Below are 23,344 nucleotides of genomic sequence, written 5' to 3'. Positions count from 1 at the left end.
GACTAAATAGAGTGATATCGACATAACTTCAGTCGTTGTTAGTTATTGTAAACAAATGTAGTTATTCACCTTACTGTTTTTAAATAAAGCTTTATAAGATGTAACGGGCAAAGGGGATTAAAATGTCGTTCACTTCGAACCAAAATAAGATAAGAAATTTTTCAATTATTGCAGGTGTGTTTACCTTAGCAATGGTCATAGGTTTTAAATCGGTAGCTAATACCGATGAAACATCAAAATCATATATCATCAGTGCCAAAAATTTTTCTGTATTAAAAGATAATTTAAAAGCATTGGGCGTTATACCTACACATGAGTTAAAAATTATTGACTCTGTGGCTGTTGATTTAACTGATGAACAACTAAGTAGCTTACAACAAAAGCAAAAGGTAACAATAAATACCAACCATAAAGTTAAGTTAAATGGACAAACTTATGGTCAACGTAGGTGGCAACCTAAATCGGTAGTAACTGAACAAGTAGATGCGACTTATGTGCATCAAACTGGCAATTTTGGTGAAGGCGTAACCATAGGTTTTTTAGATACTGGCCTTGAGCATTTATCTGGTTTATCAACTGACTTATATGGTCGAGATAAAGCGTGGGGCACATATGATGCGATAAATGATACGGTCAGTAATCATGGAATTGAAGAGAGCGGTCATGGTACACATGTTGCCAGTATTGCAGTAAATAGTGATTACGATAGTTACGGACAAATATATGGTGTTGCGCCAAATGCTGCCCATGTTGGTATAAAGGCTTTTGATGCTGAAGGTAAAGCAACATATGCAGACGTTATACGTGGCATTAGTTGGGCATTAGATGTTAAAGAGCAAATAAATTTACGTATCTTAAATATGTCATTTAGTGGGCCTGTTCGTTCGAATTACTGGGAAGATCCATTAAACAAAGCGGTAATGAAAGCTTGGCAAGCTGGCGTAGTTGTTGTTGCATCAGCCGGCAATAAAGGCTCTGCACCAATGACAATAGGTGTTCCAGGAAATGTACCTTATATCATTACTGTTGGTGCAATGACTGATAACTATACTGCTTTTAATTATAATGATGATAAAGTCGCTACATTTAGTTCTGCTGGCCCAACACCTGAAGGCTTTGTTAAGCCTGATATTATCGCTCCTGGCGGCCATATTTCTGGGTTAATGGCTTTTGATTCACAAATTGTAAGCGAACATCCTGAGTATCATGATGGTGGACGTTATTTTGAAATGTCTGGAACGTCCCAAGCTGCCGCTGTAGTTTCAGGTGTTGTGGCTTTAATGTTAACTGATAACCCTGAATTAACGCCAGACCAAGTTAAATGTAAATTAATGGATAGTGCTTATAGCGCAGACAATCAAGACGGCAGTATGCGTTATAGTGTATTTCAACAAGGTGCTGGCTTAGTGAGTGCTTATTATGCAATAGAGAGCGCAGCATTAAATTGTGCTAATAATACGCTAGATATTGCAAAAGACTTAAGTGATGAAGAGCATTTTTATGGTCCGGTAAATATTAACCAAGATGGTAATTTTTATGTTGAAGGATTAGGACCTGACTTTATTTGGAAACTTGACCAAGAACAACTTAATGGTGATGCATTAATTTGGAAAATGGGTTTTAATGATCCTAATATGGCAGCTCAATCAAATGCTTCTACAAACGCCTTAATCTGGAAGATGGACTTTGAAACAGATGCATTAATTTGGAAGTTGAGTCTTGAATCAGATGCATTAATTTGGAAAATGAACTTTGATACTAATCAAGTAACGACAATTAGCGTTAATAATTGGGTGGAACCTCAATAATGCTATAACTTAAATGACCATTATTCGCTAAGATAGTGGTCTTTATGCTTCAATATCAAAATCACTCCCCATTTCATATTTTAAACTAGGTAGCTTATCTCATTGTGAAAAATATATTTTTGTTTCTTTATATGCTCTGCTTTAGCTGCTTGGTTGCCTCACAAGACATTAAGATGTTTAAAGGCTTTGGTGTTGACAACCCAATGTCATATAAGTTTGTCCGTACTATTGCTCAAGATAAAAATGGCTTTATGTGGTTTGGATCCTCTGAAGGGTTATCTCGGTTCGATGGCCATAATTTTATAAGCTTTCATCATGATAATGACTTATCAAACTCATTAAGTTCAGATGTTGTTAGTCGAATTATCATAGATAAAGAAGAAAAATTATGGGTAGCAACATTTGGCGGAGGCTTAAATCTTTACCGTGAAAATAGCCAAGATTTTCTTAGGTTCGATACAAAAACTAAAGTAACACCATTAACTAATGATACTGTAAATGCATTGTTTGATGATAGTGAAGGAAAAATTTGGATTGGTACTGAGAACGGTTTAAATATTTTATCAAATAATAACAATGTATGGTCAATAAAGCATATAAAGAAGGATTTGGGAAATACCAAGAGTCTCACTCATAATACTATTCATGCAATAATTGAAACCAAAGAACAAGAGATATGGGTTGGAACAAATGGCGGTGGAGTTTCAATTTTTGATATTAATGGCAACTTTATAAAATCACTAGAAAGTACTAAACCTAATGTAAAGTCCAATTCTATTCAATTTATAAATTCACTCTTTTATGATGAGGCAGGTGTTGTTTGGATTGGTACAGTAGAAAGTGGTTTATTAAAATTTAACTTAAATTTAAATACATACCAACACTATATGTTTGATGAGTCTGATCTTAATTCTGTGCTAAGTAATACGATTGAAAAAATTTACCGAGATAGCCAAGGCAACATTTGGATAGCAACAGATAAAGGGTTATTAATATATGATGAAAATAATGATTATTTTCAAAGATATAGGCATTCTGCAAGTAATCCGCATAGTTTAAGTAATGATTTTGTTTTTACGTTGTTTGAGGATAGTAACAATATTATGTGGATTGGAACTTTCACTGGCGTAAATCGGTGGGATCCTAATATGACAACGTTCAGTCAGTTCAGTACTCAGACTTCAAGTGAGTTGAAAAACAATAACATCACAAGCTTTGCGCAATTTGATCAAGATACTATATATTTTAGTACTTATAGCGGAGGTATTTATCAGTTATCAATTAATAATAATAAAATAACACCAGCCCCATTTAATGACGACTTTACTAACTTTCGAGTGATGACTCTTTTTGAAGATGAAGGCACATTATGGGTAGGAACGCGTTCTTCAGGTCTCTTTTCAGTTGATGTAAAAAATAATACTATAAAATCGTATCTACATGATGCAAAAGAAACATCTTCAATATCTGCAAATAGCGTTACAGATATAATAAAAGATAGCGCGGGTAACTTATGGGTATCAACATTCCACCGAGGAGTAAATAGACTTAACTCTAATGGCTCATTTACACGTTTTGAGTTAAATATTAATGAGCCTCAAAAAGGACCAAGTAGTAATCATGTTTTACAGCTTTTAGAAGATGTTAGGGGAGATATTTGGTTAGCTACATTTGGAGGTGGTTTAAGTTTATATAACCCAGAACAAGACTCATTTACTCATATTAAACATGATGATACCAAACCAAATAGTATATCAAGTGATCTAGCATGGATTATATTTGAAGATAGAGAGCTTAATATTTGGGTAGGTACGCAAGCGTCTGGTATGAATATAATATCCAATCAAAATTTAAAAGCTAAAAATTATACATTTCGCCAATTAAACGCTAAGCATGGCATGAAAAGCATGGCTGTTTACGGTATTACACAAGATCTTTCCGATAATATTTGGTTTAGTACAAGTAAAGGGATATCACGATATTCACTAGCTGAAGAAAGCTTTAAACATTTTGATTTAACGCATGGTTTAGTCGATCTCGAATATACCCATTCATCAGTTTTATTAGGCGAGGATAACACCTTATATTTTGGTGCAGGAAAAGGAATTAGTGCGGTAAATCCAAATAGAATAAATACAAGTCAGGCAGCCCCTAAAGTCCATTTGACTAATATCTTAAACTTAAATGAACCTATTAGCGTTGAAGGATCTATTTCTAATTTATCAGAATTAACTTTAGAGTATTACGATCGACTAATTTCCTTTGAATATGTTGGGCTTAACTATTCTAATCCTGAATCCACAAAATATAAATATCGATTACTAGGCTTCGATCAGGAATGGATAGACGCAGGAAAATCACGCCGTGTTACCTATACAAACTTACCTGCAGGAATTTTTCAATTACAAATAATTGCAGGTAATAGTGATAATGTCTGGAGCAATCCGGGCTATTCATTGGATATAACAGTAAAACCTGCGCCTTGGAACACCTGGTGGGCTTATATTCTATACACTTCAATTGTTGCTTTAGCGTTACTGCTTTACTCTCGAATGTTAAATCGTAAGCTAGTTGTAGAGCAACAACAAAAACTTTACTTAGAACAACAAGTGCACGAAAAAACTGAGAAATTCACCTCTAAAAACTTAGAATTAGCGCAGGCGAATAAACAGTTAGAAAAAGCGGCGATTGTCGATAAAGTTACCGGGGTGAAAAGTCGTCGCTATCTAGATATTTATATTGAGCAGACTAGCCAGCTTATGCACCAAATGCATCAAAATCTATTACCTGTTCAAAGAGAAATGCTGCCAAGACTGTATATTTTGATGGTAAGAGTGAAAAGTGATGAAGCTGTAAATAATAGCCAATTAATTAATTTAACTGACTTATTACATTACAGTAGAAACAATGATGATCTCGTTATTCGTTGGTCGAGCGATACTTTTGCGGTAATTGGATACGAAAAAGGGAATAATGCTAATGAACTTGCTGCACGTTTATCTGGTAGGTTAAATAGCGTGGTTAATATTGATGGGATTACAACTTTTAATATGGCTTATTCGTTCTTTCCATTTAGTCGAGAAAACCCGCTGCATTTGTCTTGGGATCAAATTAGCGTGATGATTGAACAAGCTTTAAATTATACAGATGAGAATAAACAGCTTTCATGGTTAGGCTTATGTGGGCCTAAATCAAAGTCTTTAGATTATCTACAATTAATGCAGCAAAGTAGTTTTGAAAACTTAAAAGAACAGATAATAATTAAGTCAGGTTTAACTTGATAAAGGTGGTTCTGTTTTCTGTCTTTGTTGATATTGCTTAGGCGTACAGTTAAACATCTCTTTAAAACAACGGCCGAAGTAAGTTTGTGATGAAAAGCCAACATCAAGTGCTATACGGCCAATTTGAGAGCCATTTTTTAATAGCACTTTTGCTCTTTTAAGTCGAAACTCTTTAATATAATTACTAGGAGTTATACCTATTAAGGCTTTGATTTTACGTTGTAGCTGGCGCTCACTCATTGCCATTTTGGCGGAGAGTTTGATGATGTCTAAGTCAGTGTCAGTATAAACTACAGCAGTGATAGCTTCTAACTTTTCTAAAAACTTACGATCAAGCGTAATGTCTTCTTCGCTTGTTTGCGCCAACTCAGCTGCATTTTCAAAGCTATTAACTTTCCTATTTTTTTGCAGATCTTTATTAAAATGTTGTAAATAACTTTTTTGAAGTTTATCTCTGCCAGTAATTAAGTTGCCAATGCGAGTTAACAACTCTTGATGATTAAATGGCTTACTTAAATATTCATCGGCTTGTAGGTTTAAACCAAGTAATCTACTGTCTAAATCAGAGCGAGCTGTTAATAATATAACAGGTATATGTGAGGTTAATTCGTGACTTTTTAGTTGCTTTAACACAGCAAAACCGTCAATGCCTGTAAGCATAATATCGCAGACAATTACATCGGGTATGTATTCTTGGGCAAGTGTTAGTCCTAACTCTCCGCTGCCGGCGAGTAAGGTGTGATGTTGTTGTTCAATAACTTGTTTTATATGACTTTGCATGTCTAAGTTATCTTCAATCACCAATACCACTTTCTGACTATGCTTTCGAGTATTATTAATAGGTGTACTAGACTCTACAAGTAAAGCTGCTACCTCTGTTTGGGATATACTCACAGGCGCCGACATTTCTTGTTTAATTGGCGTTGCACATGGAATAGTTAACGAAAACTTGCTGCCTTTACCATAATCACTAACAACGCTTATTTGCCAATTATGTGCTTTTACTAACTCGTTTACTAATGATAAGCCAATACCTACACCAAACACGCCTTGATTCTTTTCGTCATCGGCTCTATGAAAACGTTCAAAAATTTTGTCTTGTGATTTAATATCAATACCTATGCCGGTATCAATAATATCGAGAGTAAAGTTATCGCTATTAAGATGAGCAATAACTTGAATGTTGCCTCCGCTAGGGGTGTATTTAATGGCATTGGTAATCAAGTTGAAAATAATTTTTTCAAACGCTTGTGCATCACAATCAAGCCATATATTTTCAGGAATATCACAGTGTAAATGCAAGTTTTTTTGTGTAGCTAAGCGACTGAATGAATCGGCGGGCATAGACATAAGAGTATGTAAACGGTATGTGGCAAGTGTAAGTTGCGGATTATCAGACAATCTAGACAACTCAAGAAGTTGCTCAACCATACGAACTAAACGCAGGCCGTTTCTTTTTGCCGCTTTTAACTCTTGTCCCTCCTCTTCAGAATGTGACTTCATTAAGTAGCGATCTAAAATACCATTAATAATGGTTAACGGTGTTCTAAATTCATGCGAAATGTTTGCGATGAATTTATCCTTTAAATCTAAAGCTTGTTGTTCGGCAAGCTTACGAGCCGTGAGGTTGATGAATGTAATAACGACTAAGGGCTGCTCTTCTCTTTCTGCCCATTGTAACTCTGCTTGCACAGGAAATTGTGTATTATCTTTTCGTGTTGCCATGCACTCAACTGAAATGCCGCTATCTTTGCGCTGTAAGGTATAAACATTACTTTTGAAGTCAAAAAAGTAATGCATTTGGTCGTCTGCTGAGAAAAATTCATTTACCCGAGTACCAATAATTTCTCGCTCTAAACACTGAAATAATTGCACTGCTGCCGGGTTGGCAGATAATACCTTACCTTCAGTTGTCGTCGTTAAAATAGCATTACTAGATACATTAACAATCGCTTTATCTTCGCTATTAAGTAAGCTTTTAGTGAGTTGTTGGTTAAGGTTTACTAAAGACTGCTGCACAGTACTTTGAAAAACAATTTGTTGTTGTTGTTTTTTATTTAAACGATGATTTCGATAATTTATTGAGCTTAGTAACACCAAGGCTATGGTTAACCAAATACCAATTAATAGCGATTGTAGGTATGAATCAATGTGGTAATGCAAGTTTAACTCTATGCCGGCTAAATGCATCAAAATAGCACAGGCAACTAATAATATGAGATATAGCTCAGATAAAGACGCTTGGCTTGTTTCAGATGGCGGCTCTGGTAATGCAAGGGAGTTAGTTGCAGCAAGAATTAGGGCACAATAAGGTAGTAGAATGAGCAGAGTATGCAGATATAAAGGGAAGTATATGGGTTCCCAATAAACCATATAATGAGCAAAATGTTCAAGCAGCATGGCTCCTGCGCCTATACTTAATACACTATAGATTTGGCGCCAAAACTTATTTTTACATTGATAACTATTTACAGCTAATCGAATAAATATAAGGGCGGCAATTAATAAATGAAACAATTCAGCAGAAGCTGTTTTATCCGAGGTACTAGCGGCAAATTCAATGGGCAGTAAAACCAAGTAACTAAAGCAAATAAGCGTGAAAAGTATTGCGGCAACCCGGCTACTGATATTTTTAGAGACTTTAGCTTCGGTGATGTGAGGGGTCGTTTCAATCGCAAGCAAAATAAAAAAATAGCAGAATAAAGTAAATAACTCACGTAAAAGCAGGTTGTTTTCTACCAGGTAAAAACTAAATAATAAATTTGAGGCTAATGACGATACAAGTGCGAGTGTAATAAATTGCCAAAACAGTTTAAGTGCTTTGGTTTTAATTTTTATATAACTAAAAGTAACAAAACCGACACTGAGTACTTGAAGTAAAAGCAAAGGTCCTTTCTCAAGCCATGTATGACTATTAGGAATAACATCATGCATTAAGAAATAGGGCAATGAAATAACAATGATGCATAACGTTAAAAGTAATTTTTTTTTTCTTATTTGCAAATTCATAACCTAATGGCTTTTGTTACCATATCAAAAATATTATGGGTATTTAATATACCTTCTTATAAACAGTATACCTTATGTTAATTTTTTGTGAATCATTGTGATTGAATCAAACGAAAGAAGCGTTTATTAAAGACATTAGTAGCTTTTAGGCTTACTGAATGTGTCGACTTTATTGCGCTGTTTAACGACTTATATTGTTCGCCCTTAGGCAGAGTAGACGCAAAAATATAATGCGTAGGAATGTACAGTTGAGATCAACGTATATTAACGCTTTTCACTTGTGATATCGGTTCAGCGTTTATTAGCGCGCTCGAAACTAATTGCACGTAAGACAAATCAGCCGTAGAAATATAATCGCCAGAGACACGTTTAATTAAAATAACGCGCTAAGAAAGTTTAATATTTATATTTAACGTGAGTAGAATTCAATAAATGCACACTTTAAAAAGGCTGCTTAACTTGGCGAAACTTCGATGAATTAACACGCCAACATCGACCATAAGAGTAATTTTTACAACAAGTCTTATTGTAGTTTTGCAGTTTAGGGCGTGCTGCCCGTGTTTAAAAGCGTTGGCAAAACGCCGCTTTGTAAAGAACTAAAACACCATTTTTTCGTTATGGATATTTTCGTTATGGGTAATTTCGTTATGAGTAAGTTCGTTATGAGTATATGTTGCCATTGTTTTCAAGTTCGGTTAAATAAATGCGTGTCATTAACTCAAGTTGATGATAATTAGGCAACATGTGTTCGCACAGCTTATAAAAAGCCTTGTTGTGTTGTTTTTCTTTAATGTGAGCTAACTCATGCACTAGGATCATTTGCAATAATGCTTCTGGTGCTTTCTTAAATACACTACCAATTCTGATTTCGTTTTTACTTTTTAGTTTGCTGCCTTGTACTCGCGAAACATAAGTATGTAGACCAAGAGCATTATTAATAATATGAATTTTATCATCGTATTTAACTTGGCTCAGTGGTGCTGATTGTTTTAAATACTGCTGTTTATATGTTAAACAATATTGTCGTAAAGCCTTGTCAGTAGTAACACTATGTGGCTTAGGGAAGTGATTAAGTAAATAAGTTTTGAGCTTGTTTTCAACAATCAGCGTACGCACTTGCTGTTGTATGTCTTGTGAGTAATGAGAAAGGTACTTTAATGAAGTGGTCATTTTGTTTTTCTGTTTCATTAGCTTGCTGAGCAGTATATGGATAAACAAGTATTAATTTAATACGCAATTACTCGCAAATTATAAATGAAAATAGCGATGGTGATAATCGCTATTTTCATTTTGGGTTAGGTATATACATTAAAAGCTTGGTCGATTAACTTTTTCTCTTTAAATACCTTTATTCTGATGAATGGGTATATTTCTGATAAAAATTAATTAAGCCTGATGTTGAACTATCATGTTCTGCGCTAATATTGCCCGAGGATAATTCTTCTTGAATATTATTGGCTAAACCTTTTCCTAATTCTACACCCCACTGATCGAACGAACATATTTGTAAAATAATGCCTTGGACAAAAATTTTATGCTCGTACATAGCGATTAAACTGCCTAATGAATGAGGAGATATACGTTTCATTAAAATGGTATTGGTAGGGCGGTTACCTTTATGTACTTTATGCGGAGCCACTTTATCAATGTAGTCTTGCGTACGACCTTTAGCTTTTAAATCTGCTCTAACTTGAGTCTCGTTAACGCCTTGCATAAGAGCTTGGGTTTGCGCAAAAAAGTTTGCCATTAAGGTTTCGTGATGGCCCTGCACCGGTGTAACGCTTTCAACAGAGCCAATAAAGTCTGCAGGTACAACATTATTACTTTGATGTAAATATTGGTAAAAAGCATGCTGACCATTAATACCTAGTTCACCCCAAATAGACGGTACAGTAGGGTATGAAATAGAGTCTCCATCCCAAGAAACAGATTTACCGTTACTTTCCATTTCCGCCTGTTGTAAATAGGCTGACAACATATGTAAAGATTGATCGTATGGCAAAATTGCTTGGGATTGCGCGCCTAAAAAAGTACAGTTCCACACACTTAATAATGCCAAAATAACCGGTGCATTTTCTGCTAAGGGCTTATTACAAAAATGTTGATCAATCTCATGTGCACCTTCAAGTAACTCAATGAAGCGCTCAAAGCCTAAATCAATGGCAATAGGTAAACCAATAGCTGACCAAAGTGAGAAACGACCACCAACCCAATCCCACATATCAAATATGTTTTCTTGTGCAATACCAAACTCAGTGGCATTTTTTTTATTCGAAGATACTGCGACAAAGTGCTGTGCAATGGCTGATTGATCGAAAGAAGATGATACTAACCACTTCATTGCGGTTCTAGCGTTGGTCATTGTTTCGGTGGTAGTAAAGGTTTTACTTGAAACAATAAAGAGCGTTTTTTCTGGGCTTAAAGGCCTGAGTACATTAGCGATTTGTGTGCCATCAACGTTAGAAATATAATGTACATTTACGCTGTTATCACTGTATTGATCGAGTGCTTCAGTGACCATTTGCGGGCCTAAGTTTGAACCGCCAACGCCAATATTGACCACATCAGTAATACGTTTACCTGAATAACCACTCCATAAACCTTGGCGAACTTTTTCACTAAAGGTTTTCATTTTATCTAGCGCTGCTCGCACATCGATATTAATGTCTTCACCATCAAGCATTATCGGCTTATTGCTGCGATTTCGTAGCGCTGTATGTAATACTGCGCGATCTTCAGTGCGGTTAATGCGTTCACCACTAAACATTTTTTCACGCCAAGCTTCCACATCACATTCTTTGGCTAAATCAAACAGCATATCCATTGTAGATGTCGATATAAGGTTTTTTGAATAATCTAAGAGAAAAGGCGCAAGTTGAATAGAGAATTGCTCAAACCGGTTTGGGTTTTGTTTAAATAGCTCACTCATATGTTGAGATTTCATCTCAAGTGCGTGATTTTGAAGATTCTGCCAGCTAGGTAATGAGGTTCTGTCGTGCATTAGATATCCATTGTAATTAAGTTAATTATTATTGTTTGCTTAACGGCTATATTGGCTTAAATATAGTTTAGTAAAATTTTATAGCGATGTTAATAATAGAAGGTCAAGCTCGATAACATATTCTTACTATAACTCACTATTTACTATATTTAGCTCACTGGCTAATAATTAATTAGTATAGATAACTAGATAATGGTTATGTAGAGATGTAGATTTAAGTTGCTGTATTAAAACAGGTAAATTTGATTGTGAAATTATAGTGAAAATGTTTTTACCATGAAATATTACAGTCAGGGTTACAAAAACCTACTCATAAATTTTTGTAGCGAAATACTTTTATTTTGTAAAAATGATGAATGAAAATGATTAGTAATTTAATGGCATGAATAGCTGTTTTGAATAATATTAACACTATCATTATTTTCTATATCGATAGTGTTTTTAATCGGTTGAAGTCGCGGTTTTAAATACAGCCATTAAATTATCAACAAAAGCAATATTGTTTTGGTTTGATGCCGCTATTGTGATGCCAAATGGTGCGTAATGAAGAGTGTTAGCTAATTCATCAGATGTTAATCCGACTTTGCTTAACGATAAACGATTGGCCAATATTTCTTTTTCAATGCGTAAGCGAATGCTATTTTTGATGGAAATCTCTTCTTCTTGGATCAGATCTTTACAAAATGCTTGACCCGCATGTAGTAAATTTGATCTAACTAAGCTACTAGATACATCATTAAAAAGGCCCTCGCAAAGTTGAATAGTAAGCTCTTTTGTTTCTTGCCAAAAGTTAGTCTCTGATTTTTTGTATTCTTCTACTAAAACATTGTGTTGTTGAAAGTGTTGTTCTACAACGGCTCTAAAGAGTAATTCTTTCGACTGAAATTGTTTATGAATTGTCACACGAGATATGCCAGCGTAGCGACTCACCATAGATATATTTGCAGTGTCATAGCCATGTTGAAAAAAACATTCCATTGCAGTATTTAATATTTTCTCAGTCGTACTTGGCAAAACTTATGCTCTTTCTAAATAATTTTTCCTATACTAACGTTAGTGGTGAGATTAAACAACAGGTTTACACTAGTTGTTAATGTGTAAACCTGTGATATGATATGTTCACTTTTTTTAAATTAATTTATATTTTGAGGTTAACGTGAATCGAATTTTTATACTTGTCGCCGTTTTTGTACTGCAAGCTTGTTCTGAGTCAACGGAAGTAAAGCAAGAAGTTGCACCTGTTGTAGTACAACTTTCGAGCGCTCAAGTAACAAGTTTAGCTAATAATTATGAGTTTCCTGCGTTTGTTTCTGCAGTAAAAAACGTAGATCTAAAATTTGAGGTTTCAGGGCGTTTAATCTTTGAAAACTTAATTGAAGGAAGCCAAGTTAAAAAAGGACAAATTCTAGCTAAAATTGACCCTAAACCTTTTCAGCGTAAAGTAGAAGAGAGTAGGATTCGACATGAAGATGCTCAGCGAAATTTAAAACGAATTAAAGATGTTTTTGAAAAAAATGTTGCTTCTCAACGAGATTATGATGACGCAAAGTCACAATTTTCAATCACTAAAATAGCACTTGAAAATGCAGAGCAAGACTTAAGCTATTGCACCATTAGAGCACCGTTCGATGCTGTTGTAGGTGCTAGGTATATTGAAAATGACAGCTTAATTCGTTCTGGCGACTCGCTTGCTAATTTACAAGACAGGTCGGAACTCTACTTTACTTTCGAAGTGCCTGAACGAATTATGACCGCTAATGTTGGTAATCGAGATGTCAAAGCCTCTGCACACATAATTGGCCAAGAAGACAATGTTTACGATATACACTATGTTGAACATAAAACCACGCCTGATCCTATAACACAAACTTACGGTGTAACCTTTGCGTTAAAAGGAGAGGTGGCTAACGCTTTCTATCCTGGTTCGCGCGCTATTGTGAATATTATGCCTAACAACAACTCAGAAAGAGCCTTACTTGTGCCATTAAGTGCTTTAGTGGGGAATAGCGATGCTGGTTTTAGTGTATGGCGCCTAAATGAACAAGACAGTAAATTAACGCAAGTGAAAGTAAACGTTTCTAAATTACACGGTGAATATGCTTTGCTATCCTCTGGTATTAAAGCTGGTGATAAAGTTGTCTCTGCTGCGGTAGGTCAAATGCGCGAAGGGTTATTAGTCAGAGAATATAAGGCGACGTATTAAGATGGATATAGCACGTTATTCTTTAACTAAACCAATTAATATTTGGCTCATGTCAATTTGTTTTATTATTGGTGGCATTGTTGCCATGAGTAAAATAGGACGTTTAGAAGATCCCGCATTTACAATAAAGCAGGCGGTTATTTTTACCTATTATCCCGGTGCAAGTGCTGAACAAGTTGAGAAGGAAGTTACAGAGCAGCTTGAAATCGCTCTACAACAAATGTGGCAGTTAGATATTTTAACATCGGTGAGTAAGCCGGGTTTTTCTCGAATTACTATGGAAATTCAACCTTATATTGACGGGCCATTGTTACCTCAAATATGGGATGAATTACGTAAGCGATTAAGAGATATTGAACGAGATTTACCGCTTGGGGCTAGTCCACCTGTAGTTATAGACGACTTCGGTGACGTTTACGGTATTTATTATGCTTTATCGGCGCCTGACTTTAGCGAAGATCAAATGCGAGAGTTTTCTCGTATAATTCGTCGAGAAGTTTTAACGGTCGATGGTGTAGCTAAAGTACAAGTGGGGGGCATTTTAGAAGAAGAAATTGTCGCTGCTATTGATAGCTATCAAATATCAGGGCTAGGTATATCCTTTCCTGAGCTTCAGCAAGTTCTCGCCAGTAACCTGAAACCTTTTAGCGGTGGTAGGCTATATGTTGGTGACAAACAAATTAGAATACCGATTGAAAGCTCAACCAATAAAATAGAAGAAATCGAAAACTTATCCATTGTTGTGCCCGGTAAAAATGCCTCGATAAAAATTAAAGATATTGCCACCTTAACCTTACAGCCAGTGGAAATTCCAAGTGGTTTAAAACGTTTTAATGGTGATAGTGCGGTTACACTTGCCATCTCTGCGCAAAATGATATCAACATTGTAGATGTTGGTCATAAAATTGATGATAAGTTAGCTGAAGTATTAGCAAAACTTCCTACAGGTATTAATGTTTCAACAATCTATAACCAAGCAAAGATTGTAGATGAGTCTGTCGACGGCTTTATATTGAATCTTGAAGTATCCGTTGTGGTTGTAACTCTCGCTCTGTGTTTATTTATGGGCTGGCGTTCAGGTGTTGTTGTTGGTGGAACATTGCTCATTACCGTTTTAGGCACAGTATTAATTATGTGGCTATACAACCTTCAACTGGAGCGAATTTCTTTAGGGGCAATGGTTATCGCTATGGGTATGTTGGTTGATAACGCCATTGTTGTCGCAGAAGGGATGATGCTGAGAATGGAGAAAGGTAAGTCAGCCATGGAGTCTGCTAGCTTTATTGTTAAGCGTACTCAGTGGCCACTGCTTGGCGCTACTATCATCGGTATTGCTGCATTTTCTGGCATTGGTTTATCTGATGATGCGACTGGTGAGTTCTTATTCTCATTATTTGCAGTGGTACTTATTTCTTTAATGCTTAGTTGGATACTTGCCGTAACGTTAACGCCTTTACTGGGTAAGTATTTTTATAAAGTTGGAGATAAAGAAGGTGCAGAAGAATCACATTCTTTATTCCATAAAGCTTATTTAGTGGTTTTACGTAATGCATTACATTGGCGCGGAGTTACCTTAGCTCTTTTGGTTATTATTACTATTGGTGCTTACGCGAGTTTTGGATTTATTAAACAAGGCTTTTTCCCTCCTTCGAATACACCAATATTTTTTATTCACTATTGGGGACCACAAGACTCAGATATTCGGGCAACAGAAACTCATATGAAGGCTGCTGAGCAGTTAATCCTCGACACGCAAGGCATTGAATCTTTAGCCACGTTTATAGGTGAAAGTTCAGAGCGCTTTACGCTGGTATTTGCTCCTGAGTTACCTAACGAAAGTTATGGTTTATTTTTAGTTCGTGCAGAAAATGCAGCTGATATACCTCAGTTAGCGCAAGGAATCTCAGCTAAATTACAACAAGCTAACCCCAAGGTTAACTTTTACGCTGAAATTATGCAGTTCGGTCCTGGTGCTGGCGCCAAAATACAGGCGAGATTTTCAGGTGAAGACCCCGCTATTTTAAGAGAGCTCGCAGAGCAAGCAAAAGCAATATACTTTGACGATGGAAAAATCAGGGATATTCGCGATGATTGGCGCGATAAAGGCATTGTTTTAGCACCAGAATATGATGATATCGCAGCGGGTATTGCGGGGGTTTCTAGAAGCGACTTTAGTCAGGCAATAAAGTTCTATACTGATGGCTTACAAATTGGGCAATTACAAGATGGCGATTACCTTTATCCTATCATTGCTCGAAATAGCAATACAAACTCAGATCAACTAGTTGCTTTGGAAAACAGCTTAGTGTGGAGTAGTAGTCAAAGAACTTATATACCTTTTAAACAAGTCAGTGGGAAAATGAATTTTTCAAGTGAAGAACTACTGATAAATCGACGAGATCGGGTGCGTACTATAACGGTTAAAGCTGAAGCTGGCTTCAATGAAACAACAGGGGAAGCCTTTAATCGTACACAAGCAAAAATTGAAGCGATTCCTTTGCCAACAGGTTACAAACTTGAATGGGGTGGAGAATTTGAATCAGCAGGTAAAGCACAAGCTGCTTTAGGGCAAGGTTTACCGCTTGGCTTTTTAGTAATGTTTATTATCAGTGTGTTACTGTTCGGTAGAGCAAGACAACCTATTATTATTTGGTTAATTGTTCCTATGGCTGTCGTCGGTGTTGTAGCCGGATTATTAATCGCAGACTTACCATTTGGCTTTATGTCTTTACTTGGGTTTTTAAGCTTGTTTGGCATGTTAATTAAAAATGCCATTGTATTACTCGAAGAAATAGACTTACAAATTCAAGAAGGTAAAGATAAGGCCGTTGCTATTGTTGAAGCAAGTCTCAGTCGTTTAAGGCCGGTTTCATTGGCTGCTATTACCACTATTTTAGGGGTAATGCCTTTAATACTTGACCCATTTTTTGCTGATATGTCAGTAACCATAATGGGAGGCTTAGCTTTTGCGACCGTTTTAACTATGATTGCGGTACCTGTGCTGTATAGTATTTTTTATAAAATCAGAGTTGAGAAAGTTTAATTTATTGATTTATCATCATTAAATAACTCTACACTCTCTAAATCAATAAACGAGCCATGTTAAGGCTCGTTTTTTTTATCCCAAAAAAGTATTTTAGTCTGTGTTAATGAATTAAGGGAATTTCTACTCAAGCCTAATTTAATTTTGATAATGTTATTCGTTTCAATACATTTAGCTTTTTTAATTGGTCAAAATTGACAGGGTAGAATAGATGCTCTACTCTAGGGGTAGAGCATCCATTCTACCATTGGGTTTATATGTTAAAAGAGCAAATTACTATCAGTCTTGAACACACATTTAGTCAGTATGGTTTTGCAGAACCGAGTGTTGCTGAGCTTAAAAATGCCTGTAATGTTAGTTTACGAACGTTATACAAACATTACCCATCAAAAGAGGCGATGATTGTTGGTGCTTTAGCGTATCGCCATCAACGTTATCTTACTTTTCTACGAAATGAATCACCATTACCGGGTGTGGAAGCGGTGCTGCATATTTTTGATAAACTGGAGTGTTGGATGGAAAAGTTTGCGCCGCATGGTTGTTTATCAATGAACGCAATTTCTGCTTTTCCTGAGAACCTTTTAATCAATCAAGCTGTTGTAAAGCATAAAAAGGATGTACTCGAGCTTCTTGGTCAACAGAGCCAAAGAAGTGATATGGCTGACACTATCTTTTTAATACACGAGGGTGTTTCAAATGCTTGGCCAACAATGGGAGAACAAGCGGTTATATCAGCTAAAAAGGCATTATTAACATTATTAACGGAAGGTAAATCATGAGTATTATCCCTAAAACTATGTCAGGAATACAACTTACAGGTCATGGCGGGCCTGAGGTACTTCAGTACAATAATAGCATTCCCGTTCCTACACCAATGCCAAATGATGTACTGATCAAAGTTTATGCCGCGGGAGTGAATAACACCGATATAAACACTCGTACAGCATGGTATTCGAAAAACAATAGCAATAGTGAAGATGCAGGATGGGCAGGTACGGCTTTAACGTTTCCTCGAACTCAAGGTGCAGATGTTTGTGGTGTTATCGTCGCTGTAGGTAATAATGTAAGCGAAAATCGTATTGGCGAACGGGTTATAATTGAGCCATGTCTTCGTGAAGCAAACAGCCAAGAACTAGAGTCTCCTTGGTATTACGGCTCTGAATGTGATGGTGGTTTTGCTGAATATACTGTTGTAGCAGCGAAACATGCTTATAAGGTGAATAGCTCGCTTTCGAATATAGAATTAGCATCTTTTCCTTGTTCGTATTCAACGGCTGAAAATATGTTAAGCCGAGCAAATGTAAGCGCGCAAGATATAGTCTTAATTTCGGGGGCTTCCGGTGGTGTTGGCTCTGCTGCTATTCAGTTAGCTAAAGCGCGAGGGGCATACGTTATTGCCATTACTAGCGCCAGTAAAAAACAGCAGGTTTTAGCGCTGGGGGCTAATAGAGTATTATCACGAGATATGGATCTAATTCAGGCGTTAGGTGAAAACAGCATCAATGTTGTTATAGATCTTGTTGCAGGAGAGCAATGGCCACAATTTTTAACATTGCTAAAGCCTGGGAGTCGATACGCAGTGGCTGGTGCCATTGGTGGAGCTTCAGTTGAATTAGATATTAGAACATTATATTTAAAAGACTTAAGCTTTTATGGCTGTACTGTGCTTGCACCGAATATATTTCAAAATTTGGTTGATTATATTTCACAAGGAAAAATTAAGCCGATTGTTGCGCATACTTTTCCTTTAGAAGAAATTAACACAGCACAAGAAACCTTTTTACAAAAGCAACACGCAGGTAAAATTGTTCTTAAGGTTTCATCGTAATGTGGTAGTCACTTATTTGAAGAGCCATTGCTGAAATCGCGACTAAAAAACCTGTACAAACAATGGTGCAGGCTTTATTTTTTAAGCGTTTAGCGCAAGTAATAGCAGTAAAAATTAAGCTAAAGCTAGAGTAAATTTATTAGGCTACTAAGTTAATAGATAGCCTAATGCATTAGTCAATCTCAAGTACCTTTTTTAACGGGCCTAAATGCGGCTCGAAATTACGCCATTGTTCTACCGCGCTTTTATATATAGGTTGTCGAACCTGTTCAGAGCTTGGCGTTTTAATATTACGTTTGGTTTTATGAAAATCGACGCATGATTGCTCAAACTCTAATCCGATAAAATTAAGCATTCTTCTTACCTGTGTTTCTAGGTCATTAACAACATCTTCATGATTTACTGTTAATACGAAGCCGGGCAATACATCTTCCCAATGTGACATAAGTTTTAAATAAGCTTGGTAATAACGACCAATGTCTTCAAGGTTATAACTAAAATCTTGCCCTTCAGCAAATAGCTGTTTAAAACCACTGAAACAACACGCCATGGGCGAGCGCCGGGCATCTATAATTTTAGCATTAGGTAATATGAGTTTAATTAAACCAATGTGTAAGAAGTTATTTGGCATTTTGTCGATAAACAATGGCGCTTTATCTCTAAATACCTGAGTTTCATCTATAAACTGTTGGCCAAAACGTTTGAAATAATCGGGGGTTATTGTCGCTAAATTTTTAGGGTATTGGGCTTCTTCATCCCCTTGGCTTTTACTTCTGCCACGTAACCTTGATGCTAAACCTAAAATGTTATGTAGTTCCATCGTGCCATCGACTTGTCTATGCGAAGCTAATATTTGCTCTAATAAGGTTGAGCCTGCACGCGGTAAACCAACAATAAATATAGGGTCGGGCGCGTTTAGTCCCAATTTACCACGAAGCTGGAATAGCTCACGGGTACAATATTTAATTTGCTGTGCAACTTGTTGTTCTATTTTGGTGATATCAAAGCCACTATGTGCATGCTGTAATTCATTACCTTTTTGATAAGAATTAAAAGCTTGGTCGTAGTCTTTTCTGTCTTCAAAGGCTTTACCTGTGGCAAAGTGGAGTTGAATCCTATCAATAAGTGCTAAATCTTCACTGTGTTGTTGCGTCTGCATTTGCGCAATTTCATTATCGCTAAAACGATAGGTTTTAGTATTGGCTAAGCTCCAATAAGCATCGCCATAAGTGGGACTTAACTGATAAGCTTTTTGATAAGACAAGATGGCGTTATCAATTTCACCTTTGGTTTTTAATGCATGACCTAACTGTAAATGAAAACCCGGTACTTGATCGTTTTCGGCAACAACTTGCTCGAACAATTCTATCGCTGCTTCGATTTCACCTAAGCCTGTTAACGCACTGGCTTTAGCAATTTTAAAGCTTAAATTATCAGGTTGTGCTTCAAGTAAGGTTTCAACTTGTTGTACGGCAGTTTTGTACTTTCCTAAACGAATAAGTAAATTAAGGTACAGCGAACGTGCATGAATATGGCTTGGCTGCAGTTCCAGTGCACTCGCTAATAAAAACTCAGCATCGTCATAGATTTTTAGCTCTATGCCTATTTCAGCCAGCATACACATACCGTCAATATGGCGTTGATTATTTTGTAAAAAATGTCGACATAATTGCTCTGCTTTTAAGAGCTTACCTTCGTGCATAAACTCAGTAACGGCAAGAAGTGCTGGCGGTAATTTCTTTAGCCCCTCTAGATGATTCGCGGCTTTTTGAACATCTGCTTGTTGTTTATCGTCGCGGTATAGGTGAATTAAAGCCTGCCAACTGGCGACTAAACTTGGGTTAAGCTTTACGGCTACCTCAAAAGATTGTTTTGCTAGCTTTGGCTCTTTCATTGCTAAATAGATAAAGCCTTTTTCTTGATTTGCACGACTGTGTTTACTGTCAATGTTAAGTAGTTCATTAATACTGTTTAGTGCAAGTGTTAATGTTTTTGCATAGCGCTGAGCTACAGCAATTAAATACCATAATTCAATGTTATCTTGCGAATTCTCACTTTGAGCTAGTAACTGTTTAGATTGTTGAATAGCATTTTCGAATTTTGTCGTTTGGATTAATTTCTGAATTGATTTTAATTGGCTTTCAATTGAAGGTTGAGATGTATTGTCCAATGACTTAGCTCCGAAGCAAATGAGAGGGTTGATAGGTTTTTGAATACTTTACAATAAAAAACCGTTTGATACAGATACCAAACGGTTTTTATTTCGATCATATTAACTTTTTAGATTTATATTACGGCTTAATAAAAGTCGTAAGAGAATCTAAAGCCAATGGTGCGAGGTCTATTAGATACAACTTTTGGTGTATATTGTTGAGTATCAACATACAAGATTGCACTTTTATCGGTTAAGTTATCGATGAAAAGTTCAGCCTTCCATTCGTCGTTTGTCACACCAAAGCTAATGTTAGCCAAAACATAACTGTCTTGAACATAACGACCACCAGCAAATGTTTGGCCATTACTGCCTTGGTAATTTACTCCAGAAAAAACATCAGACTCTTTTTCGATGCTTAAGCCCGAGCCTGTGCCATAAATTAAGTTGGTAGCATCTTCAATCATATAAGCATCCATCACCATGCCAGCAAGTCTTTCGCCAGTATAACTGATTGAACCGTTTACATAGCCAGTCATATCTCCCTTAATAGGGTAGAAGTACTGTGCTTGTAGGTTACCTGAAAACTTAGCTGAGTAAGGTAATCTACTACCTTCTGGTGGTGCAATACCATCTAACTGAGCATTAATTGAGGTTAACTCAGTATCCAAAAAGCTAAAGGCACCTGATATAACTAAGTTGTCTGTGGCTACCCAACTAAAGTCACCGTCAATACCTTTAATTTCAGCGTCACCTACGTTATCAGTAAATACTAAAAAGCTGATGTTGGTAGGGTCATAACGCGACGTTTGTAGATCCGATATTTTTGAGTAATAAGCTGTCGCATTAAAACGTAAACTTTGATCGAGTAGTGTTGATTTAAATCCTAACTCTATATTGTCTAAGCTATCTGTTGTTGAGTAAACAGGAATACGGAAACCTTCAAAAGCACCTTCTTGGTTAGCAGCAGAGCCACCACCAACACGGTTAGTCACCGGCGGTCTAAAACCTTCTGAATATGATGCAAATACCATGACATCGTCATTAATTTTCCAATCAACTGAGGCTTTGATAATAGTGTCATCAACTGTTAATTTACCGCTACTATCAAGTAAATCAGTTTCTAATTGACCACTAGCTATAGCAGCTTGAATAGCCGCGGCTTCATCAGCACCAAAAAACTCAGTTAACGCTTCATCACTGCCGTCACCAAATGCACGTAATCGACCACTTACATCAGCGGTAGTTGTAGCACCTTTATAAATGTCGTCAATTTGATACCAACGGGCACCAAAGCTTGCAGTAACGGTATCAGTAATATCGTACTCTAATTGCCCAAATAGCGCGATTTGATCAATAGTATGTGTTACATCGTTAACAAAGCTTACTTCAGAAGAGAAAGGACCGCCATTACTGTTAATACCCTCACTACCGGCTAATTCTCTAGCTAAGTTAGGGAAAAGCTCGGTATTGGCTATTTTAAATTGCCCGACAGTTGACAGCTCTTGTGTGTCATAAAAAACACCAGCCGTAACACGCCAGCGGTTTTCAGCTGAAGTATTCATACGTAATTCGTGGGTGGTACGCGAACTACTTGTTTCTTCTTTATAAAACTTAGTTGGGTCAAAACATTCTTGTGCATCAGGCGCACTTGCATAGTTACAAACGTAATAAGCAGAGAATTGACCACCGTTAGTGTAACCAGTGTAATCAATAGTTGAATTGATATCACGGTCTAAATAACCACCAGTATAAACAACGGTAAGGTGCTCAAGACGGCCTTCTAATGTCCACGTTGTTAAACCAAAATCATCATTGTTGTTTTCAGGCGTGAAACGGTTAGTTGAAGTTTCACCTTCAAGGTTAGGGTCGTAAGCAAATACACCTTCAGTGTCTAGAGACTGTTGAGTATGCTGAACAAGTAGATCCCATTCATTGTTAATAATGTAAGATAAACCAAAACGTGCACCTGAGTAATCTGCCGTGTTGAAGTCATCTTCTACTAACGCATCATTTTGAGGGATTTGAACCGGTGTATTGGCTGGATCGGCTAATTTAGCAAAATTAGCTGAGATTCTATCAATAACGACAGCGCTACCCGTGTAACCACCATTGTTAGGATCATTTTGAATATTATCAATCCAACCACCTTGGTGATCATTATAAGCAGCAACACGTACAGCAAGGCTGTCAGTTAAAGACATATTAAAATATGCTTCAACCGAGTTACTCATGTCGCCGCCTTTAGTGGTACTAGTGCTAGTATCAAAACCCGCAGCAAAACCATCATGTGTTGGCTTATTCGTTATTAAGCGTACCGTTCCTGATTGCGAGCTAGCGCCAAAAAGTGTGCCTTGTGGCCCCGGAAGTACTTCTATACGTTCAACATCTGTTGCATAAATGTCTAGGTTACGGCCTTGCATTGAAACCGGTTGTTCATCTAAATAAAAGGCAACAGAAGGTTGTAAAGCTTGTACTGATGAAACAGAAATATTCGTTTGAGTTGTTGCTGCGCCACGAATATAAATTTCGTTTTGTCCTGGACCTGTGCCCTGAAAAACAACGTTTGGCAAAAACTCAACATATTGGTCAAAATTAGAAACACCAAGGGTTTCTAAGCTGTTACCGGTTAATGCGGTAACCGTAACAGGTACATCTTGAATTGATTCAGAACGTTTAGTTGCGGTTACTTCAATAGTTTCTATTGAGGCTTTGTTTTTGGTTTCTTCTGCGTATATATTTCCTGACGCTGCTAGTGCTGTTAACACCGCACAGTGCAGTTTGTTAAATTTCATATAGATATTCCCTAGGTATTTTTTTATAGATAAGTCGTTAAATATAGTTAGTGCTCTAATTATTAAAATACTTAGAACACTAACTATATTTAAACTTACGTAATGTTAACAAAAGATACATTTGTTTACAAAAAAACATAATTATTGTTGAGTTACTTCATAAAGTTAAAGCAATATTGTTTACATAGAAGGCTATTTACACCTTGATTAACAAGATATAATAT

At 36.6% G+C, this 23,344-nt stretch carries 12 protein-coding genes; 6 read left to right on the top strand and 6 right to left on the bottom strand.

The window, feature by feature from the left end; genetic code table 11:
• The first annotated feature begins 122 nt into the window (after nucleotides 1-122).
• Both B6A32_RS08365 and B6A32_RS08360 read left to right on the top strand, forming a co-directional pair.
• Entirely contained in the window at nucleotides 123-1,808 is a 1,686-nt protein-coding gene (locus B6A32_RS08365; RefSeq protein ID WP_085302863.1) for a S8 family peptidase, read from the top strand.
• 104 nt (nucleotides 1,809-1,912) lie between these two features.
• Nucleotides 1,913-5,089 carry a two-component regulator propeller domain-containing protein gene (locus tag B6A32_RS08360; protein WP_085302862.1) on the top strand — a complete coding sequence of 1,059 codons (3,177 nt, stop codon included), beginning with the start codon at nucleotides 1,913-1,915 and terminating at the stop codon, nucleotides 5,087-5,089.
• On the opposite strand, the gene B6A32_RS08355 is transcribed toward B6A32_RS08360, so the two are convergent.
• From B6A32_RS08355 to B6A32_RS08340, 4 genes are all read right to left on the bottom strand, one after another.
• Nucleotides 5,081-8,092, bottom strand: a complete 3,012-nt coding sequence (locus B6A32_RS08355) for an ATP-binding protein (RefSeq protein ID WP_408607664.1) — start codon at nucleotides 8,090-8,092, stop codon at nucleotides 5,081-5,083. The two genes, B6A32_RS08360 and B6A32_RS08355, sit on opposite strands and share 9 nt — an antisense overlap.
• A gap of 666 nt (nucleotides 8,093-8,758) precedes the next feature.
• Complete coding sequence (locus B6A32_RS08350; protein WP_085302898.1) at nucleotides 8,759-9,268, bottom strand: YgjP-like metallopeptidase domain-containing protein; 510 nt, start codon at nucleotides 9,266-9,268, stop codon at nucleotides 8,759-8,761.
• Nucleotides 9,269-9,446: 178 nt separating this feature from the next.
• Nucleotides 9,447-11,099, bottom strand: coding sequence for a glucose-6-phosphate isomerase (pgi, locus tag B6A32_RS08345; RefSeq protein WP_085302860.1), 1,653 nt, complete (start codon nucleotides 11,097-11,099; stop codon nucleotides 9,447-9,449).
• A gap of 441 nt (nucleotides 11,100-11,540) precedes the next feature.
• Nucleotides 11,541-12,113 (bottom strand): TetR/AcrR family transcriptional regulator, encoded by a 573-nt coding sequence (locus B6A32_RS08340; protein ID WP_143327887.1) that lies wholly within the window; start codon nucleotides 12,111-12,113, stop codon nucleotides 11,541-11,543.
• A 142-nt stretch (nucleotides 12,114-12,255) separates the two neighbouring features.
• On the opposite strand from B6A32_RS08340, the gene B6A32_RS08335 reads away from it, so the two are divergent.
• The 4 genes from B6A32_RS08335 to B6A32_RS08320 all read left to right on the top strand — a co-directional run bounded on the left by B6A32_RS08335 (nucleotide 12,256) and on the right by B6A32_RS08320 (nucleotide 18,173).
• On the top strand, nucleotides 12,256-13,302 hold the full coding sequence (locus B6A32_RS08335; protein WP_158088468.1) for an efflux RND transporter periplasmic adaptor subunit: 1,047 nt from the start codon (nucleotides 12,256-12,258) through the stop codon (nucleotides 13,300-13,302).
• A gap of 1 nt (nucleotide 13,303) precedes the next feature.
• Nucleotides 13,304-16,345, top strand: a complete 3,042-nt coding sequence (locus tag B6A32_RS08330) for an efflux RND transporter permease subunit (RefSeq protein WP_085302857.1) — start codon at nucleotides 13,304-13,306, stop codon at nucleotides 16,343-16,345.
• Between the two features lie 257 nt (nucleotides 16,346-16,602).
• Nucleotides 16,603-17,124: a TetR/AcrR family transcriptional regulator gene (locus B6A32_RS08325; protein WP_085302856.1), complete on the top strand. Its 522-nt coding sequence runs from the start codon at nucleotides 16,603-16,605 to the stop codon at nucleotides 17,122-17,124.
• A complete protein-coding gene (locus B6A32_RS08320) occupies nucleotides 17,121-18,173 on the top strand; it encodes an alcohol dehydrogenase family protein (protein WP_085302855.1) in 1,053 nt (350 codons plus the stop codon). Before B6A32_RS08325 ends, B6A32_RS08320 begins: the two co-directional genes overlap by 4 nt.
• A 172-nt stretch (nucleotides 18,174-18,345) precedes the next feature.
• Here B6A32_RS08320 and B6A32_RS08315 read toward each other — a convergent pair whose 3' ends face one another.
• Together B6A32_RS08315 and B6A32_RS08310 are read right to left on the bottom strand one after the other, a co-directional pair.
• A complete protein-coding gene (locus B6A32_RS08315; protein ID WP_085302854.1) occupies nucleotides 18,346-20,343 on the bottom strand; it encodes a tetratricopeptide repeat-containing sulfotransferase family protein in 1,998 nt (665 codons plus the stop codon).
• A 128-nt stretch (nucleotides 20,344-20,471) separates the two neighbouring features.
• Complete coding sequence (locus tag B6A32_RS08310; protein ID WP_085302853.1) at nucleotides 20,472-23,120, bottom strand: TonB-dependent receptor; 2,649 nt, start codon at nucleotides 23,118-23,120, stop codon at nucleotides 20,472-20,474.
• Nucleotides 23,121-23,344 lie beyond the last annotated feature (224 nt).

Origin of the sequence: Colwellia polaris, from assembly GCF_002104515.1 — a bacterium.
GTDB classification, from domain to species: Bacteria; Pseudomonadota; Gammaproteobacteria; order Enterobacterales; family Alteromonadaceae; genus Cognaticolwellia; species Cognaticolwellia polaris.
This window is presented reverse-complemented; position numbering and strand designations above follow the sequence as displayed.

Bases quoted from the DNA above. Each gene is read 5' to 3' on its own strand.
- B6A32_RS08320 (WP_085302855.1), top strand. From the start codon at position 17,121: ATGAGTATTATCCCTAAAACTATGTCAGGAATACAACTTACAGGTCAT.
- B6A32_RS08330 (WP_085302857.1), top strand. From the start codon at position 13,304: ATGGATATAGCACGTTATTCTTTAACTAAACCAATTAATATTTGGCTC.
- B6A32_RS08350 (WP_085302898.1), bottom strand. From the start codon at position 9,268: ATGACCACTTCATTAAAGTACCTTTCTCATTACTCACAAGACATACAA.
- B6A32_RS08310 (WP_085302853.1), bottom strand. From the start codon at position 23,120: ATGAAATTTAACAAACTGCACTGTGCGGTGTTAACAGCACTAGCAGCG.
- B6A32_RS08365 (WP_085302863.1), top strand. From the start codon at position 123: ATGTCGTTCACTTCGAACCAAAATAAGATAAGAAATTTTTCAATTATT.
- pgi (WP_085302860.1), bottom strand. From the start codon at position 11,099: ATGCACGACAGAACCTCATTACCTAGCTGGCAGAATCTTCAAAATCAC.
- B6A32_RS08325 (WP_085302856.1), top strand. From the start codon at position 16,603: ATGTTAAAAGAGCAAATTACTATCAGTCTTGAACACACATTTAGTCAG.